The following is an 18115-nucleotide window of genomic DNA, read 5'->3' as shown; positions in this document are numbered from 1 at the left end:
GTGAAGGCACAGGAGACCAGAGATCAGGCGGCTTTTCAAGTCGGCCAACGGAAGCACGTCAGTTGAAGATGACCGCCGTGTCCGGGCCAAGCACCAGATCCGGCAGCCAGAGAGTCAGGGCCGGCACGTAGGTGATGAGGATCAGCACCACGATCAGCGGGACCAGGAAGGGTATGACTGCCATGGTAACCTTCTCGAAGGGTACCTTCCCCACCTCCACCATGATGTAGAGGCCGATTCCCATGGGCGGCGTGGCGATGCCGATAAGCAGTGCCAACTGCAGGACGATCCCGAAGTGGACGCGGTCGACACCGAAGCTGTCGATCACCGGCAGCAGCATGGGAACCAGCATGAGCTTCGCCGGCACGCCCTCGACCACACAGCCGATGAGCAGGACGAAGACGATCATCAGCGCCAGGAAAACGGCGCGGCTTTCGGTGAGCGCGAAGATGGCGTCCCCCAGCTTCTGCGGCACCTGCTCGATGGCCAACAGCCAGCCCATGGCGATGGAGAAGCCGATGATGATCATGATGACGGAGGTCATGAGCATGGTGTCGGTGAGCGCCTTCCACAGCCGCGCCCAGGTCAGGGAGCGATAGACGACGCCGAGCACCAGGCAATAGAGACAGGCCAGCACCCCGGCTTCGGTCGCGGTGACGATGCCGCCGAGGATCGAACCCAGAATGATCCCCGGTGCGACCAGCGCCAGCACACCGTCGATACCGGTGCTCAGCACCTCCCGGTGGCCGGCTCTCTCCTGCGTTGGGAAGTTGTGGCGAATGGCCAGGATGCGGTTGAAGGTCATGAGCGAGAGACCGACGATCAGACCCGGAATGACGCCGGCCAGGAACATGCGCTCGATGGACTGCTGGGCCAGGAAGGCATAGACGACGAGGCCGATGGAGGGTGGGATGATCGGCCCGACGACGGCCGAGCAGACCGTAACCGCCGCGGCGAACTCCGCCTTGTAGCCGCGCTCCTTCATCGCCTTGATCTCGATGGTGCCGAGGCCTGCACAGTCCGCCACGGCAGCGCCCGAAACCCCTGCGAAGATCATCGACGACAGCACATTGACCTGTGCCAGTCCGGCCTTGAAGTGCCCCACCAGGGCGTTGGCGAAGTTGAAGATGCGGTCGGTCATGCCGACCACGTTCATCAGGTTGCCGGCCATGATGAAGAAGGGCACCGCCGCAAGGGAGGGTTTGTTCACCCCTTCCAGAATCTGCTGCGGAACGATGTAGAGCGCATCGGAGAACTCCGAGGTCGCGAAGGCCAGCAGAACCGCCGCGCCGATGGCCATGGACACCGGCACCCGCAGCAGGATCAGCGCAATGAAAGCGATGAAGAGGACCGCGGCCATGGTTTCCCCCGACCTGTTCCTAGCTGTCCACGGCGGGGAGCGTGTGCGGCTCCGGCCAGTCCAACCAAGCCTTCACGAAGTCCAGCAGGGCGTTCACGAAGATCAGAAAACAGGAGATGCCCAGCGGGATCGAGAGGGTGTAGCGCTCCAGTTCGCCCCAGGGCGTCACCACGGCATCGATCACCCCGACCTGGGATGCGATGATGGTGGGCATCTGCAGCAGGATCACGCCCGTCACCGTCATCACCACCAGGGCGACGAAATAGCGCGTGCCGCGCATTGCGCCGCCCCCCAGGCGCAGCACCACGAAGTCGACGGCAATGTCCTTGCGGAAACGGTAGACCGCATAGAAGCCGAAAAACGACATCCAGACGAAGAACTGCATCGTCCAGGGCCAGATCCAATAGAACGAGAGATTGAGCGGACGCAGCAGAATGGTCGCTGCCGTGCCAATCAGCATCAGCAGGAGACAGAGGTTGGCGATCACCAGAAAGACCTGGCCGAGCCTCTCCAGCCATACGTCCAACTGAAAGGCGAGCCGCGCCAGCGGCCCGCCTTCAAGGTGTTTTCCCCCCGACACCGCTTACTGCGGCGCCCGTGTCGCCTCGACCATCGCCAGGAAGCCCTCGGGCAGTTCGCCTTGGGATTCCAGGTCCTGATAGAACTGCGCCATGGATTCGACGAAGGGCGTACGGTCGATGTTCACGAAGGTCACGCCCTGTTCTTTCATGCGGGCGATCGACTCCTCCGCTGCCGTCCCCATGATGTCGTGGCTGTAGGCACCGGCATCGACGTAAGCGCGGTTGACGGCATCCTGCAGCTCCGGGGCGAGCTTGTCGTAAGCCGCCTGGTTGGTCATGAAACCAATCGATTGGTAGTACTCGTCATGACGGACCACGTGGGGCGCCACCTCGTAGAACCGCATGGACTCGACGAGGGCGATGGGGCTGTTCACCGCGCCGACGATCTTCTTGTCGATGGCCTGATAGACGTCGGTCCAGGCGAGGGTCTTCACCTCCGCCCCCAGATGGGTCCAGGTGGCAATCGCCGTCTTGTTGGGATGCATGCGCAGCTTCAGGCCCTTCATATCCTCGTAGCTGCGCACGTCCTCATTCGCCACCATCACTCGGTAGGGCCCGCGAATGATGGCCGTGGGATCGCCCAGCACGCCGACACCGGCCTGCTTCGAGGCTTCCTCGAACCAGCCCTTGGCCATGTCGCTGTTCATGAACCGCACCCAGTGATCGCGGTCGTCGAAGAGAAACGCGGCACTGATCCAGGTGATTTCGGGCACCCACTTCTTCATGTAGGTGGAGCCCTCGGCATAGAGATGCACGGTGCCCAGCTTGAGCTGCTCCATCACCGCGTTGGTCTTGCCGAGCTGCTCGTTCGGGTACATTTTGATTTTCAGCTTGCCGCCGCTGTACTCCTCGGTCAGATCGGCAAAGCGCTGGAAGACTTTTCCTTCCGGGCTGTCGGGCGGCATCTTGTGCGCCATCCGCCACTCCTCGGCCGCCTGGGCGGCGGAGATTCCGGCGCCGACGGCCACCACAGCCCCCAGCAAAGCGGACATACAGGTTCTCAACAGTGTCATCGCTACCCCCTCTCATTGCCGGCAGGGCCGGGCGCGGCTTGCCGCAGACTGCGGCGCGTGATCCGGGATTGGCCGGCTGATCTCCGGCCGCAAGAGGTGGGTCGCGCCGTCTTTCGCCTTTTGCGATACTCCCTGCATTAGATCGCATGCCGCGTTCGACGGTCAATAGGGGCACCGGTAGCGATTACCGGGAGTAGTGCAGCTTGCCGGCACTTCGGCTGACGCTTGCGCTCCCGAAGGACTTGACGGTTACATCTTGGGACAGAAATTTGCGCACAAACGGTGCAAGCACGCAGGGTAAACACACTGGGCGACGCCGAGAAGCGGACCCTCGGCGAACAGTTAGGAGAGGACGGCAGGATGGCGGGTAAGGCCTTCGCATCCCAGGGCGACCTGGACGGAAAGACAATCACCTTCGAAGAGCTGGCCGAGGGGCTCTATGCCTACACGGCGGAGGGCGACCCCAACTCAGGCATCATCGTCGGCGATGACTCGGTCATGGTGGTTGACACCCAGGCGACGCCCGTCATGGCCCAGGGCGTGATCGACCGCATCCGCGAAGTGACCGACAAGCCCATCGACTACGTCGTGCTGAGTCACTATCACGCCGTGCGCGTACTCGGCGCCTCGGCTTACGGCGCCCGCCAGATCATTGCCAGCCGTGACACCCACGACCTGATCGTCGAGCGTGGCCAGCAGGACTACGAGTCCGAAGTCGGGCGCTTTCCACGGCTCTTCCAGTCGGTGGAGACGGTGCCCGGCCTCACCTGGCCGAACGTGATCTTCGAGAAGTCCCTCACCCTCCATCTGGGCCAGCGCGAGGTGCAGATCCTGCAGCTCGGCCGCGGCCACACCAAGGGCGACACCGTGGTCTGGCTGCCAAAGGAAAAGGTGCTCTTCGCCGGCGACCTGGTGGAGTTCGGCGCCACGCCCTACACCGGCGACGCCTATCTGAAGGACTGGCCTGAGACGCTGGGTCGCCTGCGTGAGCTCGGGGCGGAGAAACTGGTGCCCGGGCGCGGAGCGGCCCTGAAGACCCCTGAAGCCGTGGAGGAGAGCATCGCCGGCACCCAGGCCTTCCTGACCGAGATGTACCAATCGGTCGCCAAGGGCGTGGCGGAGGGCAAGCCGCTGAAGGACATCTACGGCGAGACCTTCGAGCGGCTCGAGCCCAGGTTCGGCGGCTGGGTGATCTTCGAGCACTGCATGCCCTTCGACGTCGCGCGGGCCTACGACGAGGCGTCCGGGATCGCCGACCCCAGGATCTGGACTGCAGAGCGCGACGTGGAGATGTGGCGCGCCCTGGAACAGGGCTAGCCGCAGTCAGAACGCCGCCGGGCATGCCCAAGACCTATCAAAACCCGCGCTACCCCTATCGCCGCAGTGCCGATCAGGACTCAGGCGCGGACGCCGCCCACCACCCGGTGGTCATCGTCGGGGCCGGCCTCGTTGGCCTCGCGGCGGCGGTCGATCTCGCCCAGCAGGGCATCGCCACGGTCGTCCTGGACGACGACGACACCGTCAGCTTCGGCTCCCGCGCCATCTGCTTTGCCAAGCGCAGCCTGGAAATCCTCGACCGGCTCGGCCTCGGCTCGCAGCTTCAGGCCAAGGGCGTGACCTGGAACAAGGGCAAGGTCTTCTGGCGCGGCAGCATGATCTATGACTTCGATCTGTTGCCCGAAGGTGGCCACCGCTGGCCTGCATTTATCAATCTGCAGCAGTACTACGCCGAGGAATGGCTGGTCGAGCGAGCCAGGGAGACGGGCTTGGTCGACCTGCGCTGGAAGAACCGCGTCGTCGCCGTGGACCCGGGTGAAAGCGGAGCGGCGCTGGAAATCGACACACCCGATGGCGCCTACAAACTGACCTGCGACTACCTGCTGGCGGCCGATGGGGCCAGAAGCACGGTCCGCAGGACCTTGGACCTCGACTTCAGCGGCCAGGTCTTTCGCGACCGCTTCCTGATCTGCGACGTGGTCATGAAGGCCGATTTTCCCAGCGAACGCTGGTTCTGGTTCGACCCGCCCTTTCACCCCGGCCAGTCGGCGTTGCTGCACCGCCAGCCGGACAACGTCTGGCGGATTGACCTGCAGCTCGGCTGGGACGCCGATCCGGAAGAGGAGAAGCGTCCGGAGCGCGTGATGCCGCGTCTGAAGGCCATGCTGGGCGAGGACGTCGATTTCGAGATCGACTGGGTCTCCGTCTACACCTTCCAGTGCCGACGGCTGGAACGGTTTCGCCACGGCCGCATTTTCTTCATCGGCGACTCCGCCCACCAGGTTTCGCCCTTCGGGGCCCGCGGCGGCAACGGCGGCCTGCAGGACAGCGACAACCTCTGCTGGAAGCTGGCCGCCGTCTTGAAGGGCGAGGCAGCGGAACGGCTGCTGGACAGCTACGATGCGGAGCGCATACCCGCTGCCGACGAGAACATCCTGAATTCCACCCGCAGCACCGACTTCATCACGCCGAAGAACGCGATCAGCCAGGCTTTTCGCGACGCCACCCTGGAGCTTGCGGCGGACTATCCCTTCGCCCGGCAACTGGTGAACTCCGGGCGTCTTTCGCGGCCGGCAACCCTGGCCGGGTCGGCACTCCTCACGATGCCCGAAGCGGCGCAGCCGGGCCTTCCCGTCGGCGCGCCCTGTGCCGATGCTCCGCTGACCCGCGGCAACGAGAGAACCTGGCTGCTGCAACTCCTGTCAGGCGGTTTCTTCGGCCTGCATTATCGCGGGGCGGGTGCTGCACCTGAAAATGAAGACCACGTCGCGCGGCTCGCGGAGGCCGAGCCGAAGCTTCCGGTGCTGACCATCCGCTCCCCCGATGCCGCCGCAGGGGACCGCGAGACCGCCTGGGTAGACAGCGAGGGTCTTTTCGCCGAACGTTACGGCGCCGGGCCCGGCAGCTTCTATCTGGTCCGCCCGGACCAGCACCTGGCCGGGCGTTGGCCCGCGCTCCAAGCAGAGGCTGTCAGCGCGGCCATGGCCAAGTCTCTTGCTCTTCCGTGAGGCCCTATGCCCGAACACCTGATCACCGAGCCGGGGCTTGACGCCCCCGACGACTTCTACGCAGCGCTGACGGAACTGCACCGGGACCTTGCCCCGGAGGAGAGCACCAAGGTCAACGCCAAGCTGATCCTGCTGCTCGCCAATCACATCGGCGATATGCGGGTTCTGCAGGAAGCCATCGCCGCCGCCCGGCCCAAGCGGTGACCGCTCCCTTCCCGACAACACCGCCGCCCGCCCCGCGGGCGGTTCTGCGCGACCTGCTGGCGCTCGCAGGACTGGACGGAGGGCTGGCCGACACGGCTGAGCTCACCGGCAGCGAGCCGGTCCTGCCCTCCTCCTTCGCGGTGGGAACACTCGCGCAGGTGACCATCGCTGCAACGGCTTTGGCAGCCGACGCCCTCTGGCGGCTGCGCGGCGGCGCGGAGCAGGAAGTTGCTGTCGATATGCAGCATGCCGCCTGCGAATTCCGCAGCGAGCGCCTGTTTCGCGTCGACGGCAAGGCGCCGCAGCGTCTTTGGGACCCCATTGCGGGTGTCTACCGCACCGGGGACGGGCGCTGGGTGCGCCTGCATACCAACTTCCCCCACCACCGCGACGGCATTCTCGCCCTTCTGGACTGCGCTTATGAGCGCGCGGCGGTGCAGCAGGCCCTCGACGGCTGGCAGGCGGCGGACTTCGAGGACGCAGTGGCCGAGCGCGGCCTCGTGGCCACCTTGATGCGCAGTCCGGGCGAATGGCTGGACAGCCCTCAGGGCGCGGCGCTCGCCCGGCAGCCTCTCCTATCCATAGAGCGGATAGGGGAGAGCGCGGCGGAGCCGCCGCTGGCGGCGCCACGCCCTTTGGGCGGCCTTCGCGTTCTGGACCTGACGCGCATCATTGCCGGCCCGGTCGCCGGCCGGGCCCTGGCCGCTCACGGCGCAGAGGTCATGCGGATCGCCGGCCCCCATCTGCCGTTCATCGAACCCCTGGTGATCGACAGCGGCCGCGGCAAGCTTTCAGCCCACTTGGACCTGCGCCAAGCGAACGGACGCGAGGGACTGGCCCGCCTTCTGCGCGAGGCCGATGTTTTCATCCAGGGCTACCGCCCCGGGGCAGTCGCAGGCCATGGTTTCGGACCGGTGGAAGCCGCAGCCCTGCGGCCCGGTGTCGTCTATGTCTCCCTCAATGCCTATGGCTACGACGGACCCTGGGCGGCGCGCCGGGGCTTCGACTCCCTGGTCCAGACCGCCAGCGGGATCAATTACGCGGAAGCGGAGGCAGCCGGGGCGGAAGGCCCCCGGGAACTGCCCTGTCAGGCGCTTGACCACGCCTCCGGCTACCTCATGGCCTTGGGCGCTATCGCCGCTCTGGTCCGGCGCGCCCGGGAGGGCGGAAGCTGGCACGTCCGCGTCTCTCTGGCGCGCAGCGGCCGCTGGCTGCAGAGCCTCGGCCGGATTGCCGGCGGACACGATTGCCCCGAACCGGGGGAGCGCTATCTGGAAAGCCTGATGGAAACCCAGGACTCCGGTTTCGGCCGGCTCAGCGCCATTCGCCATGCTGCAGAGATGTCGCAAACCCCCGCCCGCTTCGCGCGGCCAAGCGTTCCCCTTGGCAGCCACCCCGCCGCCTGGCCTGACCGGAACGCCTGATCCAGGACTTCGTTCTAAAACTTCGTCCGCAGGCCCAGCGTCACGAGATTGCGGGTGAAGTCCCGATCCTCACTGTCCGACCAACGCTGCACGAAGCGATAGTCCGCGCCGATCGAGACGTAGCGATTTATGAGATACTCCGCGCCGAGGCCGAAGATGGCGCGGTCGTCGGTTCTGTCGACCTCGCGAAAATCATCCTGGACGTAGCGCGCCTCGGCAACGACCAGAACGTTGCGCAGCAGCTCATGCTGAACCTCGGCGGCAACCGTAGACTGGGTTTTCGACGAAGAACCCGGCGTGTTGGTCGCGATATCCCGGCGCGCGAGCCGACCGGTCACGGTGGTCAGTCCGGTCACGTACCAAGTGACGTCGCCGTCGACGATGAAGTCGATATCGTCGTCGAAATCGGGGTCCTCAAAGTCGTTGGCGATAAAGCCGACATCCAGGCCGACATGGACAAGCCGGGTCAGCTCGGTCTCGATCCCGATTGTGGCGCCGCCGGCCCGTGCATCGCGGTCCGCGCCCGTCTCGTCCAGTTCATCGAAATCCCGGATGCGGAAAAACGGCTGCAAGGTGACATTTGTGATGGTCGACACTTCATAGCCGATCGGCAGGCCGAACTGATCCCCGGTCGTCGTCGCCGCCTGAGATGTAGTCGTCCCGGCGCACCTGGAAGCTCCCGCCCAGCGAAATCCGGTTGAAACGATGGATGTACCCCGCGTTCCCCTGAAAGCGATTGAACTCGGTGGGCTCCTCGTCGCCGGTATCCTCCGGGTCGTCGCGGCCGATAACCTGTCGGCTGTGCTCGGCGCCGAAGTCGGCCTGGCTGCGTTCCGCCAGATCCAGCCGCAGTTGCGGACGGATCAGATATTCGGTGCGGTCCTGACTGGAGTTGTCGAGAAAAGACTGATCGCGGACCCGGCCGGCAATGCGCAGGCTGTGGCGTGACCATTCGCTCCGGGCGACCAGAGAAGCGGCGACAGAGGTGATGAAATCGTCCTGCTCCCCGTCCTCGTCGGCAAAGATGTTGTCGTCATAGGTCTCGCTGATGTTAAGGCGCGGGAACAGGCGAAATCCGCCCAGGTCGAGCCCCTTGGCATCAAAGGCGTCTCGCGGCCGGTCCAGCACGGCGACAGGTTCGTCGCCTTCCTGCGCGGCCGCAGGGGTGGCAGCCAGCGGAACTGCGAGAGCGCCAGCCAGCACGGCCGGGGCCAGCGGCAGTACACGACAGCGCCGCCGGGCGGAGGGGTCGGGCCCGATACCGGGCCGGGTATCGGGCCCGGTATTCGAGCGTCGCGAAGCCAGCGTCGGCGGCAACGCCGCGACAAGATCAACGAAAGCAGAAATGGGAACCGCCTAGAAGTAGCGTTCGTAAACGTTGATCACATCGCCCGGCTGCACGAAGGCCAGCGGATCGGCCCTGAATTCCGCCAGCTCGCCGTCGACTTCGCGGGTGATCGAGACGGTGTCCTGATCCGCCCTGAAGGTGAAGCCCCCGCTGATCGAAACCGCCGTGAGCACCGTCATGCGCGGCACGAAGGGGTACTGTCCCGGCGCCTTTGTCTCGCCGAGGATATAGAACGGCCGGTAGGTCGCGATTTCGACCGTGGTGTTCGGCGCGACCAGAATGCCTTCGGCAAGCTTCCCGGAGACTGCGTTTTCGAGCTCCTGAACGCTCATACCCTCCGCATCGACCGCGCCGATCAACGGAACGGTTACAAAGCCGGAGTCGCTGACCAGGTACTCCCCGGTGAGTTCGTCCTGACCGAAGACAACAAGGCGGACCCTGTCGCCGGCCCCCAGCTTATAGGGTCCCTCCACCTGGGCCGGCAGCGGCGGCAGGGAGCCAGCCCCGGTGCAGCCCGCTACAAGAATCGAAAGCGTGGCCGCCGCCAGGACCCTGGCGGCAAAGCTTCCCCCGACGTGCATCTCCTCCTCCTTTACCTACATCATAAGACTTTACATACATCATAAGAAACTCGCGCCGCTCCCCGGTCGGCAACGAGCAGATACCAATGCTAATCGCCGGCTTCGGACAGGCGGTCGGCCACCTGCAGACCGGCAGGCCGCCGCCGCCGGCCGACCCGCCGCTGACCGGTTTCCGGCTCGACGCGCAGGCGCACGGCACTCAAAGGCCAGGCTTCGGCTGTCGAAAGAATGGCGGCATGCAGATCGGCAGCGGGCTGACGTTCCAACGCTTTGAAAACGTCCGGCTGCAGGATGTAGCGCCCCAAGGACGCCGCAGAGACGGCGGCGAAACTCCCTTCCCGCTCCCGCAGCCCGTCATCGAGCACAGCCACGACGTTGCCGCCGGTCAGCCGATAGCGCGCCAGAAGGCGCAGCATCGCCATGGCTCCGCGCGCCTGAGGACGCCCCGGGACCAGAACGGCGACGGGCTCCGATCCGATGACCTCCCGGGCGGCACACAGGGCGGCGCCAAGGTCGTGGGGTCCACGCTGGCGCATGGCGCGTCCCTGGCGGTGGCTCAAAGCCCTGCCATCGTCCTTCCGATCCGATGCGGAGAACCGGCCCGCCACATAAACCTTGCGGCCGGCATGACGGTCATCGACGACGGTCGTGCCCTCTTCGGTCACCATCAGGATTTCGCTCAATCCAGCTGCCCGCGCCTCCTCCACCACAGTCTGCAGGTCCGGATCCTCACCAACGGCACCGGCAGCTGATCCGTGGGTCTCGGCCGCCATCAGCGTCCTTGCGGCTGCGGCGTCCAGCGGAATGACGGCTTTGCGGAGAGGGATCACAGTCAAGTTGTCCAGCGTCCTTCTAATAGGCTTCGCGATCACCGAGAACGACGAAGGCGGTTCTGATGAGGATCTGCAGATCGAAGGCCAGCGACCAGTTCTCGATGTAGAACAGGTCGTGTTCCACACGCCGTTCGATCTTTTCGACGGTATCGGTTTCGCCGCGCCAGCCGTTTACCTGGGCCCAGCCGGTGATGCCCGGCTTGACACGGTGGCGCGCGGCATAGGCATCGACGGCGTCTTCGTAGAGATGACCGCCGGCTTTCGCGGAGGTGGCATGAGGGCGCGGGCCGACCAGCGACATATCGCCCTTCAGGACGTTGATCAGCTGCGGCAGTTCATCGAGGCTGGTCTTGCGCAGGAACCGTCCGACCCGGGTCACACGACCGTCATTGCGGCGTGTGAGGACTTCCGCATTGGCGTCGGTCATGTGGTGGTGCATGGTCCGGAACTTCCAGCAATCGAAGAGATTGTGGTTGAAGCCATAGCGTTTCTGGCGAAAGAAGACCGGACCGGGGGAATCGAACTTGATCGCGAGCGCCACCAGCAGAAACAGCGGCGAGAGCGCGACCAGCAGGAGAGCGGCGATCCCGCGATCTTCGATCGTCTTCAGAATGAACGACCAGCCCGAGATCGGCCGGTCGAAGAGCTGCATGACAGGCAGCCTTGCCAGGTGGGTGAAGGCGCGGTCGGGAAAACTGAACGCCGCGAGGTCCGGCGCCAGGCGGATCGGAACCGGCGTGCGTTCGAGCTGGCTTACAACCTCCCTCAGTCTCTGGTCGGCTGTCCACGGCAAGGCGACGACCACCTGGTCCACCTCGTCCCGGCGGATCATCCCGATCAGTTCCTCCACGCTGCCCAGCAGCGGAATGCCGTTGCTTTCCCGAAGAACGCGAGAGCGGCGGTCATCCGCGAAGCCAACGATCTTGGTGCTGAGATCGCCGTGGGTCTGAAGGTAGGCGGCAAGCCGGCGGCCCTGCTCCCCTGCCCCCACGATAACCGTGCGGTTGGCGAAACGGCCGGCCACCGCAAGCCCGCGCACCCAGCGGCGCAGCAGCAGGCGGCCGGCGACCAGTGCCACAGAGGTCCCCAGGAACCAGGAAAGCGCCCAGATGCGCGAATAGGTGTCGGACACCTTCATGAGAAAGGCCAGCGCGAGCAGGACACAGAAGGTCACCGTCCAGGCCGTGATCAGGTTTCCGTAGGGAATGCGCTTGGCGAAGAGAAAGTCGTCCCGATAAACATCGAAACGATGGAGCATCATGCTCGCAACAACGATACCGACGACAATCGCGCCGAGATATCGCGGGTAATACAGGCTCAGATCGTCGGCTTGCCGAAGAAAGAAAAACGCAAGTCCTAGAACCCCGATCACCATCAAGTCGCAGGTGCGAAACGCGATATCGACTGCGATCCGCGAAATCGGTCTGACGTCCCGATTTGCCTGCTTACCGTCAACTGCCGCCAGCGCAGCATCCATTACACAATCCCCCTGTGAGACTCAGCGGCACTGCGTTCCTAGGCATACCCGGCGCGTCTGTGATCGTTCTGTCGCGCGATCCTGATTAACGACGCAGGTCTCGAACACCGAAGCCGAACGAGACACCCCTCACTACTGCACCGCAAAAACATAGCCCCTTCCGCGCGTGTGAACGTGTGATTTCGCGTGGGCTAACTGTGGGCTTTGTTGTGACTAATTTCTCGGTCATAGGAAAATCACTGGCCTCCGCGACGCCTTTGTGCGACCGCGAAAAGGTGGTCACGGAACGGGTCGGCGGCTACAGTCGACGCTCGCCTCAGTCGACGTTGTGACCTCAGGGCGGAAAAGCTAGAGACGGACCGGGTTCACGACGACCGCATGCGGGAAGCCACGATGGCGCCGGATTTCATCATCATTGGTGCCATGAAATGCGGCACCACCAGCCTTTACCGCTACCTCGGGGCACATCCGGAAATCGGACTTTCGCGTGAAAAGGAAACGGACTTCTTCCTCGCCAAACAAAACTTCGCACAGGGGCTGGACTGGTACCGCGCCCAGTTCACCAGCGGCGCCCGGATCCATGGTGAGGCATCGCCCAATTACACAAAGCACAGCGAGTTTCCGGGGGTACCGGAACGTATCTTCAGCACGGCCCCTGGCGTGAAGTTGATCTACATCGTGCGCGACCCGATCGACCGGTTTCTGTCCCAGTACCATCATCACGCCATTGCAGGAGAAGCGAACCAGGACCCGGCGCAGGTTCTGAACAGCCAGGCCGGCCGCAACTACCTTGAGTGCAGCCGGTACTTCAAACAGCTCTCCCGATATCTGGAGTTCTTTGAGCGGGACCGGATCTTCATTGCCTGTTTCGACGAGCTGCGGGACCGGCCCCAGGCCCTTCTGCGCCAAGTGTTCGACTTTCTAGAAGTCGACAGCGCGATCACCGTCGACGGGCTTGACCGGATTCACAATCAACGCAGCAGCCTGCAGGGGCTGCCTCAATGGTACTTCAATGCCCGACGATCGCCGGTCCTAAGGGCAATCAAGGCCCGCATCCCGCGGCCGCTTTATGATGCCATGCTGAACCAGCTGCGCCGGCGGTCCCAAGTCGAACTGCCGCGGCTGGACGAAGGCCTGCGTGCTGAATTGAAGGACCTGCTCCAGGACGATGCGACGCAGTTTCGCGACCTTGCCGGCATGCCCTTTAACAATTGGTCGCTGTAGAATGACAATGGCTGCCGAACCGCACTCCCCGACCCCTGCGCAACCGGGCGCGCTTTCGGAGCGCCACCCGCCGTCGCAGGAGCCCGCCGGGCAGGAGCCGCTGACGCTGCTGCGCGCGCTGGAGTGGGCCTTCCTGCTGTTCACCATCCTGGCCGCTTCCTACGCCTTCGCCCTGCAGCGGCCGGTTGAGACACTGAGCTGGTATCTCATCTACCTCACTGCGCTCGGTCTCTTCATTCTGCGGTACGGAACCTTTCTGTCGGCGCTCTGGTTGATGGGGCCGTTGCTGCTGTGGCCCGTTCTGGCGGCGACCTCCTACTTCTGGTCCGACACGCCGAACCAGACCCTGCGGGCCACCATTCAGCTCACCATGACGGTGCTGATCGCAGCCTACCTTGGCGGACGGTTCTCGCTCTTCGACATCTGCCGCGGCCTGTTCTGGGTGATGCTGGCCTGCGCCCTGGTCTCACTGCTGGCAATCCTCGCCAAACTCGGCTTCGCCTACGACCACAACGGTATCGCGCGGGGCATCTTTCCGCATAAGAACGTCCTGGGCGGGCGCATGGTTCTCCTGCTGATCTGCTCGATTCTCCTGTTCGCGATAGGATGGAAGCGGCCGCTGGTGCTGTTGGCTGCGACGCTCTGCCTGCTGTTGACGGGGTTCAGCCGTTCGGCGACCTCGATCGTCATGATGTTCGGCCTCTGCGCCATCGCGCCGGTGCTCCTGACCTGGCGGTCGCCGGGTCCGCTGCGCCTTCTGGCCTATCTGCTCGCTGCCATGGTGGGGGCATCCGCCGCCTGGTTCGTACTCTCCTACGGCATCGACCCCGCCGGTCTGGCGCTGGACGCCCTGGGCAAGGAGCGCACCCTGACCGGCCGCTCCGTGCTCTGGGACTTCGCGACCGGAATGATCGCCCAGAGGCCCGTGCTCGGCCTCGGCTACAATGCCTTCTGGGACGGCAACGACGGCTCCCTAAGCAGCTACATTCAGTATGTCATGCAGCAGAACCTGAAGAACTTCCACAACTCCTATCTGGACATCACCGTCCAGATGGGCTTTGTGGGCCTCTTTCTTACGCTGGCCTCGGGGGTCTGGTTCGGCGTTGCCGCGATGAGGGTGCTTCGCTACGGCAGCGATGCGACGGCCGCCCTGCCCATTTTCTTCCTGGCGTTTGTCACGGTGTACTCGCTCAGCGAGTACGCCCTCTTCCGCCAGCATTCGCTGATACAGATCCTTCTCGGGGCCCTCTTCGTCGCCAGCCTGCGCTACGGCGCGAGCGCCCGGGACTCTATGCTGGAGTCGACCTTAAGCGCCCTTGGCAAAGGCGGCGCCAGACTTCCGCAAACAACTGGCTGGAGACATAACTGAAGACATGCCAGCCCTTAAGGCTGGCCAGCAGCGCCCGGTGCCAGCTGCGTTCCCGCGCTTCGTCGATAAACACCCGCCACTGCAGACGCTGCTCAAGGCTTTTCCTGTGCTCCTCCAACGCCGCGCGAAACCCGGGGGAAGCGAGCGCCGGATTCTCCAGAAAGCGCAGGTCGACCGCCAGAAGACGGCGCAAATCCTCGGTGCTGTGACAGGCGGTCAGAGAGTCCGAGCGCAGGCGGTAACGGTACAGCGGCTCCTGGCACAGAAAGAAGCGCGCACCCGCGGCAAAGCAGGCCATGTAGAAGGCGAAGTCTTCGGCAAAGCGCAGGGACTCCTCATATCGCAGAGCTTGCCGCGCCAGAAACCGCCGGGAGATCAGCGGCTTCAGAAACCCGTAGCTGCGCCGGGGGCGCTTTGGGTCTGGCAGGTTCCCGCGCAGGAAGTCCGCAGCAGTGATCGGCGCACAGCTGGCGACCTCGCCGGCCGGCAGCATGGGTTCCAGATTGCCGGCCTCGTCCTCCAGGAGCAGGTTGTCGGCCACGAGATCAGCACTGCAATCCCGTGCAAGGGCGGTCAGGCGCGCAAGCCGGCCCGGCTCGAAGGCGTCGTCCGCGTCGAGCAATGCGATCCAGTCACCCTGCGCAGAATCGAGACCAAGGTTACGGGCGGCGGCGGGCCCGCCGTTGCGTTCTGCCGCAATGACCTGGATACGGTCGTCGGCGGCCGCAAGCGATCTGGCGACTGCAAGCGTCCGGTCCGTGGAGCAGTCGTCGATGATGAGAATCTCAGAGTCCGCGAGGCTCTGCCCCTGCACAGAGGCGACCGTGCGCTCCAGATAGGCCGCTGCGTTGTAGGCAGGAATGATCACGGAGACGCGCGGCGCACTCATGGCTTCGCCGCAGGGCACGTCCGACGCCACAGAACTTGATGCTTGTGGCCTCGATGCTGGTGGCCGTGGTACCTGGCGGGTTCCTGACACCTGCTCTGCCAGCCTCTGTCGTTGGGGTACAAATAACCGCTTCGCTGCGGGGCAGGTTAGCCCTCCTTGGAGACCGCAGGGCTAGAACATCTTTGTGGCATGCTTGCCTTCGTCATCCCGCCCATACTATTGGGAAACAAGGGAAAGTGGTTCGTCACCCACCATCCGTTCCCGGCCGCGCCACCAATCCGGCGGCCGCGGTTCCGGACACGGCCCAGAGCCCGCCAAGAGGCACGGCAGCCGGCCCTGGAGGAAACGCCGCATCGTCGCCCAGGTTCGCCTTGTGCGCAGCCACTTCGACGGAGCTGGGCCGGTAGAGAGCTTGAACCGACACCTGGCATTGGATGACACCGGGTTAGATGACACTGGGAAGGTGCCGCACCATGTCCGAGACGCCGAAATCCCTGATCGTTCTGGAGTTCAACGAACTCTGTCCGCCAATTCTAAACAGGCTGATGGCCAAAGGTGCGCTGCCGAATTTCCGGCGTCTGCACGACCGCTCCGAGGTTTTTGTCTCCACCACAAAAGACGCAAGCCTGGAGCCCTGGGTCCAGTGGGTGAGCTACCACACCGGCCAGCCGCAAGCGGTCCACGGCATCACCGAGCTCGATCAGGGCCATTGCATCGAACTGCGCCAGCTTTGGGACCGCTTCGCCGAGGACGGCAACAGGGCCCTCGTCTTCGGGTCCATGAACGTGAGCCCGTCGAGGAACGAGCGCGTAACGGTGGTTCCCGATCCCTGGTCAAGGCATGTTCCGCCCTCGGATGACGCCTTCCGGGTTTTCCATCGCTTCATTGCCCACAAGGTGACCGAACACGCCAACCCCGATGCCGAAGCGGGTGGCCGCGATGCACTGGCCTTTGCAGGTTTCCTCGCCAGCCACGGATTGAGCCTGCGCACCGCAGGGCGTGCCGCCGCACAGCTTATGGCGGAACGGCTCGGCAGGCGCGACCGGCGCTGGCACCGGGCAACGATCCTCGACCAGCTCTCCTGGGACGTCTTCAAGCACAGCTACCGCAAACGCCGCCCTGAGGTCGCCTTCTTCTTCGCCAACTCCGTGGCCTTCTACCAGCATCGTTATTGGCGGCATATGGCCGCCGAGGAATACAGCGTGAAGCCCAGTGACGAGGAGCTTGCCTCCTACGGCGATGCGATCGAGACCGGTTACCGCGGCCTCGATCTGCTGGTTGGGGATGCCTTGCGCATGGCCGGCGACGACGGGGCCGTGGTTCTCGTCACCGCGCTGAGCCAGGAAGCCAATCTGAGGTACGAGGATATCGGCGGCAAGTTCGTGCACCGGCCACGGGACTTCCGCAGACTGCTGGACTGGCTGGGCGCCCCGGCGAGCGCGACTGTCGAGCCGGTGATGACGCATCAGGCCTGGGCAAGCTTCGCCAGCGAGGCGGATGCACGCAGCTTCGAGGCGGCGCTCGGCAAAGTGACCGCCGGCGGCGAGCCGGTCTTCGCATGGCGCCGCGACGGCGCACGGGTGATGTTCTGGTGCAACTTCATCCAGCCGCTGGACGACGGCAGCCTGATGTATTGCGGAAACGAGGAAAGCGTGCTCTTCGCGGAGCTCTTCGCCCCGGTCGGCTACGTCAACAACAGTCAGCACCACCGGGACGGCGCCTTCTGGATCATGAGCCCGGGGCGACCGCATCGGGTGGCGACAGCCAAGCTTCCCCTGGAAACGGCGACCGAGATGACCATGAACGTTCTCTCGCAGCGGCAGCCGCTTCACAAGGTCGCCTGAGCCGACGCGGAGCGTCTTCGATCAGCCGCTTGCCGCCGGCTTTGTCGTTGTCTTGAGAGCCCGCGCCAGGCCGTCGCTCCAGCGCTGCGGCAGAACGAACTGACTGAGCAGGCGCAGCACATAGCGCCAGGAGATGTATCCTTCGCGCCAGCAGCGCCAGAGGCTCATCAGCACAATCCCCGGGCTGTGCCAGACCTGGGCCGGCATCTTCGAGGCAAGCTGCGCGGCGAACTTGCGGCGGGTCTCGAAGGGCATCAGGTCATGGGCCGTCGCCAGCCAGTCCAGAGAAAGCAGAAACTTCGGACGGTAGCTCATACGGTCCGGGCGGGCTTCGGCATGCCAGCGGCTGAGCGGTTCGGGGTGGAACCGAAAGTCGGCACCCGCCTTTTGGAGCCGCAGGCAAAAGTCCACGTCCTGGTGGATCCTCAGATCGTCGGTGAAACGGACCTTGCGTGCCAGGCTCCGGCTCATGAACAGGGACGAGGTGTGGATCAGATTGCCGCGCCAGGGAAAAAGATAGTCTCCGACGCTCTCGCCCTCACCCAGCCCGCGCTCCGGCAGGATGAGACGCTCGATGCCGCGGTCGAGTACGACCTGGCTGTAATAGACACTGTCCTGCGGGCAGCCGTCCGCCAGATAGGCTGCAACCTGCCGCGACAGTTTGTCGGAGGTCCAGACGTCGTCGGAATCAAGCAGGGCGACGACCTCTCCCTCCGCGGCATCGAGGCCGGCATTGCGGGCCGTCGCCCCGCCGCGGTTCCTTTCCAGAGTGATCCAACGCAGGCAGCGCTCTGCTGCCTGGGGCAGCGTCAGGGAAACATCGATCGTCGAGGCATCGTCAACCACGATGATCTCCAGGGGCTCGTAGTCCTGCGCCAGGACACTCTCGATCGCCCGCTGCAGTTCGGCGCGGCGGTTGTAGGTGGGTATGACAACGCTGACCAGCGGTCCCGTCATGCTCTA

15 protein-coding genes and 1 pseudogene are annotated in these 18115 nt (G+C 64.5%); 7 read left to right on the top strand and 9 right to left on the bottom strand.

Features of this window, described 5'->3' with window-relative positions; genetic code table 11:
- Positions 1–58 precede the first annotated feature (58 nt).
- Genes ACO06P_RS00850 through ACO06P_RS00840 form a run of 3 tightly spaced genes read right to left on the bottom strand, consistent with a single transcriptional unit; the run spans position 59 to position 2933 of the window.
- The gene (locus tag ACO06P_RS00850) at positions 59–1360 is read right to left on the bottom strand and encodes a TRAP transporter large permease (RefSeq protein ID WP_420348123.1); all 1302 of its coding nucleotides are present in this window, start codon (positions 1358–1360) and stop codon (positions 59–61) included.
- A gap of 19 nt (positions 1361–1379) precedes the next feature.
- Entirely contained in the window at positions 1380–1940 is a 561-nt protein-coding gene (locus ACO06P_RS00845; RefSeq protein ID WP_420348122.1) for a TRAP transporter small permease, read from the bottom strand.
- A gap of 3 nt (positions 1941–1943) precedes the next feature.
- Entirely contained in the window at positions 1944–2933 is a 990-nt protein-coding gene (locus tag ACO06P_RS00840) for a TRAP transporter substrate-binding protein (protein WP_420348121.1), read from the bottom strand.
- Positions 2934–3314: 381 nt separating this feature from the next.
- Between ACO06P_RS00840 and ACO06P_RS00835 the strand changes: the two genes are divergently transcribed.
- The 4 genes from ACO06P_RS00835 to ACO06P_RS00820 are packed head-to-tail and all read left to right on the top strand — an operon-like array spanning position 3315 to position 7587.
- Complete coding sequence (locus ACO06P_RS00835) at positions 3315–4271, top strand: MBL fold metallo-hydrolase (RefSeq protein ID WP_420348120.1); 957 nt, start codon at positions 3315–3317, stop codon at positions 4269–4271.
- A gap of 23 nt (positions 4272–4294) precedes the next feature.
- Positions 4295–5959: an FAD-dependent oxidoreductase gene (locus ACO06P_RS00830; protein ID WP_420348119.1), complete on the top strand. Its 1665-nt coding sequence runs from the start codon at positions 4295–4297 to the stop codon at positions 5957–5959.
- Positions 5960–5965: 6 nt separating this feature from the next.
- On the top strand, positions 5966–6163 hold the full coding sequence (locus ACO06P_RS00825) for a DUF2783 domain-containing protein (RefSeq protein WP_420348118.1): 198 nt from the start codon (positions 5966–5968) through the stop codon (positions 6161–6163).
- Positions 6160–7587 carry a CoA transferase gene (locus ACO06P_RS00820; RefSeq protein WP_420348117.1) on the top strand — a complete coding sequence of 476 codons (1428 nt, stop codon included), beginning with the start codon at positions 6160–6162 and terminating at the stop codon, positions 7585–7587. The genes ACO06P_RS00825 and ACO06P_RS00820 overlap by 4 nt, the downstream gene beginning before the upstream one ends.
- A gap of 14 nt (positions 7588–7601) precedes the next feature.
- On the opposite strand, the pseudogene ACO06P_RS00815 reads toward ACO06P_RS00820, so the two are convergent.
- The 4 genes and pseudogenes from ACO06P_RS00815 to ACO06P_RS00800 form a co-directional block, all read right to left on the bottom strand.
- Positions 7602–8715 (bottom strand): annotated as a pseudogene (locus tag ACO06P_RS00815) (outer membrane beta-barrel protein).
- Between the two features lie 228 nt (positions 8716–8943).
- The gene (locus ACO06P_RS00810; protein ID WP_420348115.1) at positions 8944–9516 is read right to left on the bottom strand and encodes a polysaccharide biosynthesis/export family protein; all 573 of its coding nucleotides are present in this window, start codon (positions 9514–9516) and stop codon (positions 8944–8946) included.
- A gap of 89 nt (positions 9517–9605) precedes the next feature.
- Positions 9606–10352: a hypothetical protein gene (locus ACO06P_RS00805; RefSeq protein WP_420348114.1), complete on the bottom strand. Its 747-nt coding sequence runs from the start codon at positions 10350–10352 to the stop codon at positions 9606–9608.
- Between the two features lie 16 nt (positions 10353–10368).
- Positions 10369–11724 carry an undecaprenyl-phosphate glucose phosphotransferase gene (locus ACO06P_RS00800; protein ID WP_421938210.1) on the bottom strand — a complete coding sequence of 452 codons (1356 nt, stop codon included), beginning with the start codon at positions 11722–11724 and terminating at the stop codon, positions 10369–10371.
- A gap of 495 nt (positions 11725–12219) precedes the next feature.
- On the opposite strand from ACO06P_RS00800, the gene ACO06P_RS00795 reads away from it, so the two are divergent.
- Entirely contained in the window at positions 12220–13050 is an 831-nt protein-coding gene (locus tag ACO06P_RS00795; RefSeq protein WP_420348112.1) for a sulfotransferase domain-containing protein, read from the top strand.
- Positions 13051–13057: 7 nt separating this feature from the next.
- Positions 13058–14419: an O-antigen ligase family protein gene (locus ACO06P_RS00790; protein WP_420348111.1), complete on the top strand. Its 1362-nt coding sequence runs from the start codon at positions 13058–13060 to the stop codon at positions 14417–14419.
- Here ACO06P_RS00790 and ACO06P_RS00785 read toward each other — a convergent pair.
- Positions 14340–15308, bottom strand: coding sequence for a glycosyltransferase family 2 protein (locus ACO06P_RS00785; protein ID WP_420348110.1), 969 nt, complete (start codon positions 15306–15308; stop codon positions 14340–14342). The genes ACO06P_RS00790 and ACO06P_RS00785 overlap by 80 nt on opposite strands.
- 473 nt (positions 15309–15781) lie before the next feature.
- On the opposite strand from ACO06P_RS00785, the gene ACO06P_RS00780 reads away from it, so the two are divergent.
- Positions 15782–17152 carry a hypothetical protein gene (locus ACO06P_RS00780; RefSeq protein ID WP_420348109.1) on the top strand — a complete coding sequence of 457 codons (1371 nt, stop codon included), beginning with the start codon at positions 15782–15784 and terminating at the stop codon, positions 17150–17152.
- A 21-nt stretch (positions 17153–17173) separates the two neighbouring features.
- On the opposite strand, the gene ACO06P_RS00775 is transcribed toward ACO06P_RS00780, so the two are convergent.
- Entirely contained in the window at positions 17174–18109 is a 936-nt protein-coding gene (locus ACO06P_RS00775; RefSeq protein WP_420348108.1) for a glycosyltransferase family 2 protein, read from the bottom strand.
- Positions 18110–18115: the final 6 nt, after the last annotated feature.

Origin of the sequence: Pelagibius sp. (assembly GCF_965227505.1) — a bacterium.
In the GTDB taxonomy this organism is placed as follows: domain Bacteria; phylum Pseudomonadota; class Alphaproteobacteria; order Kiloniellales; family Kiloniellaceae; genus Pelagibius.
The sequence above is the reverse complement of the archived record's forward strand: the minus strand, read 5'-3'. Positions and strand labels throughout refer to the sequence as shown.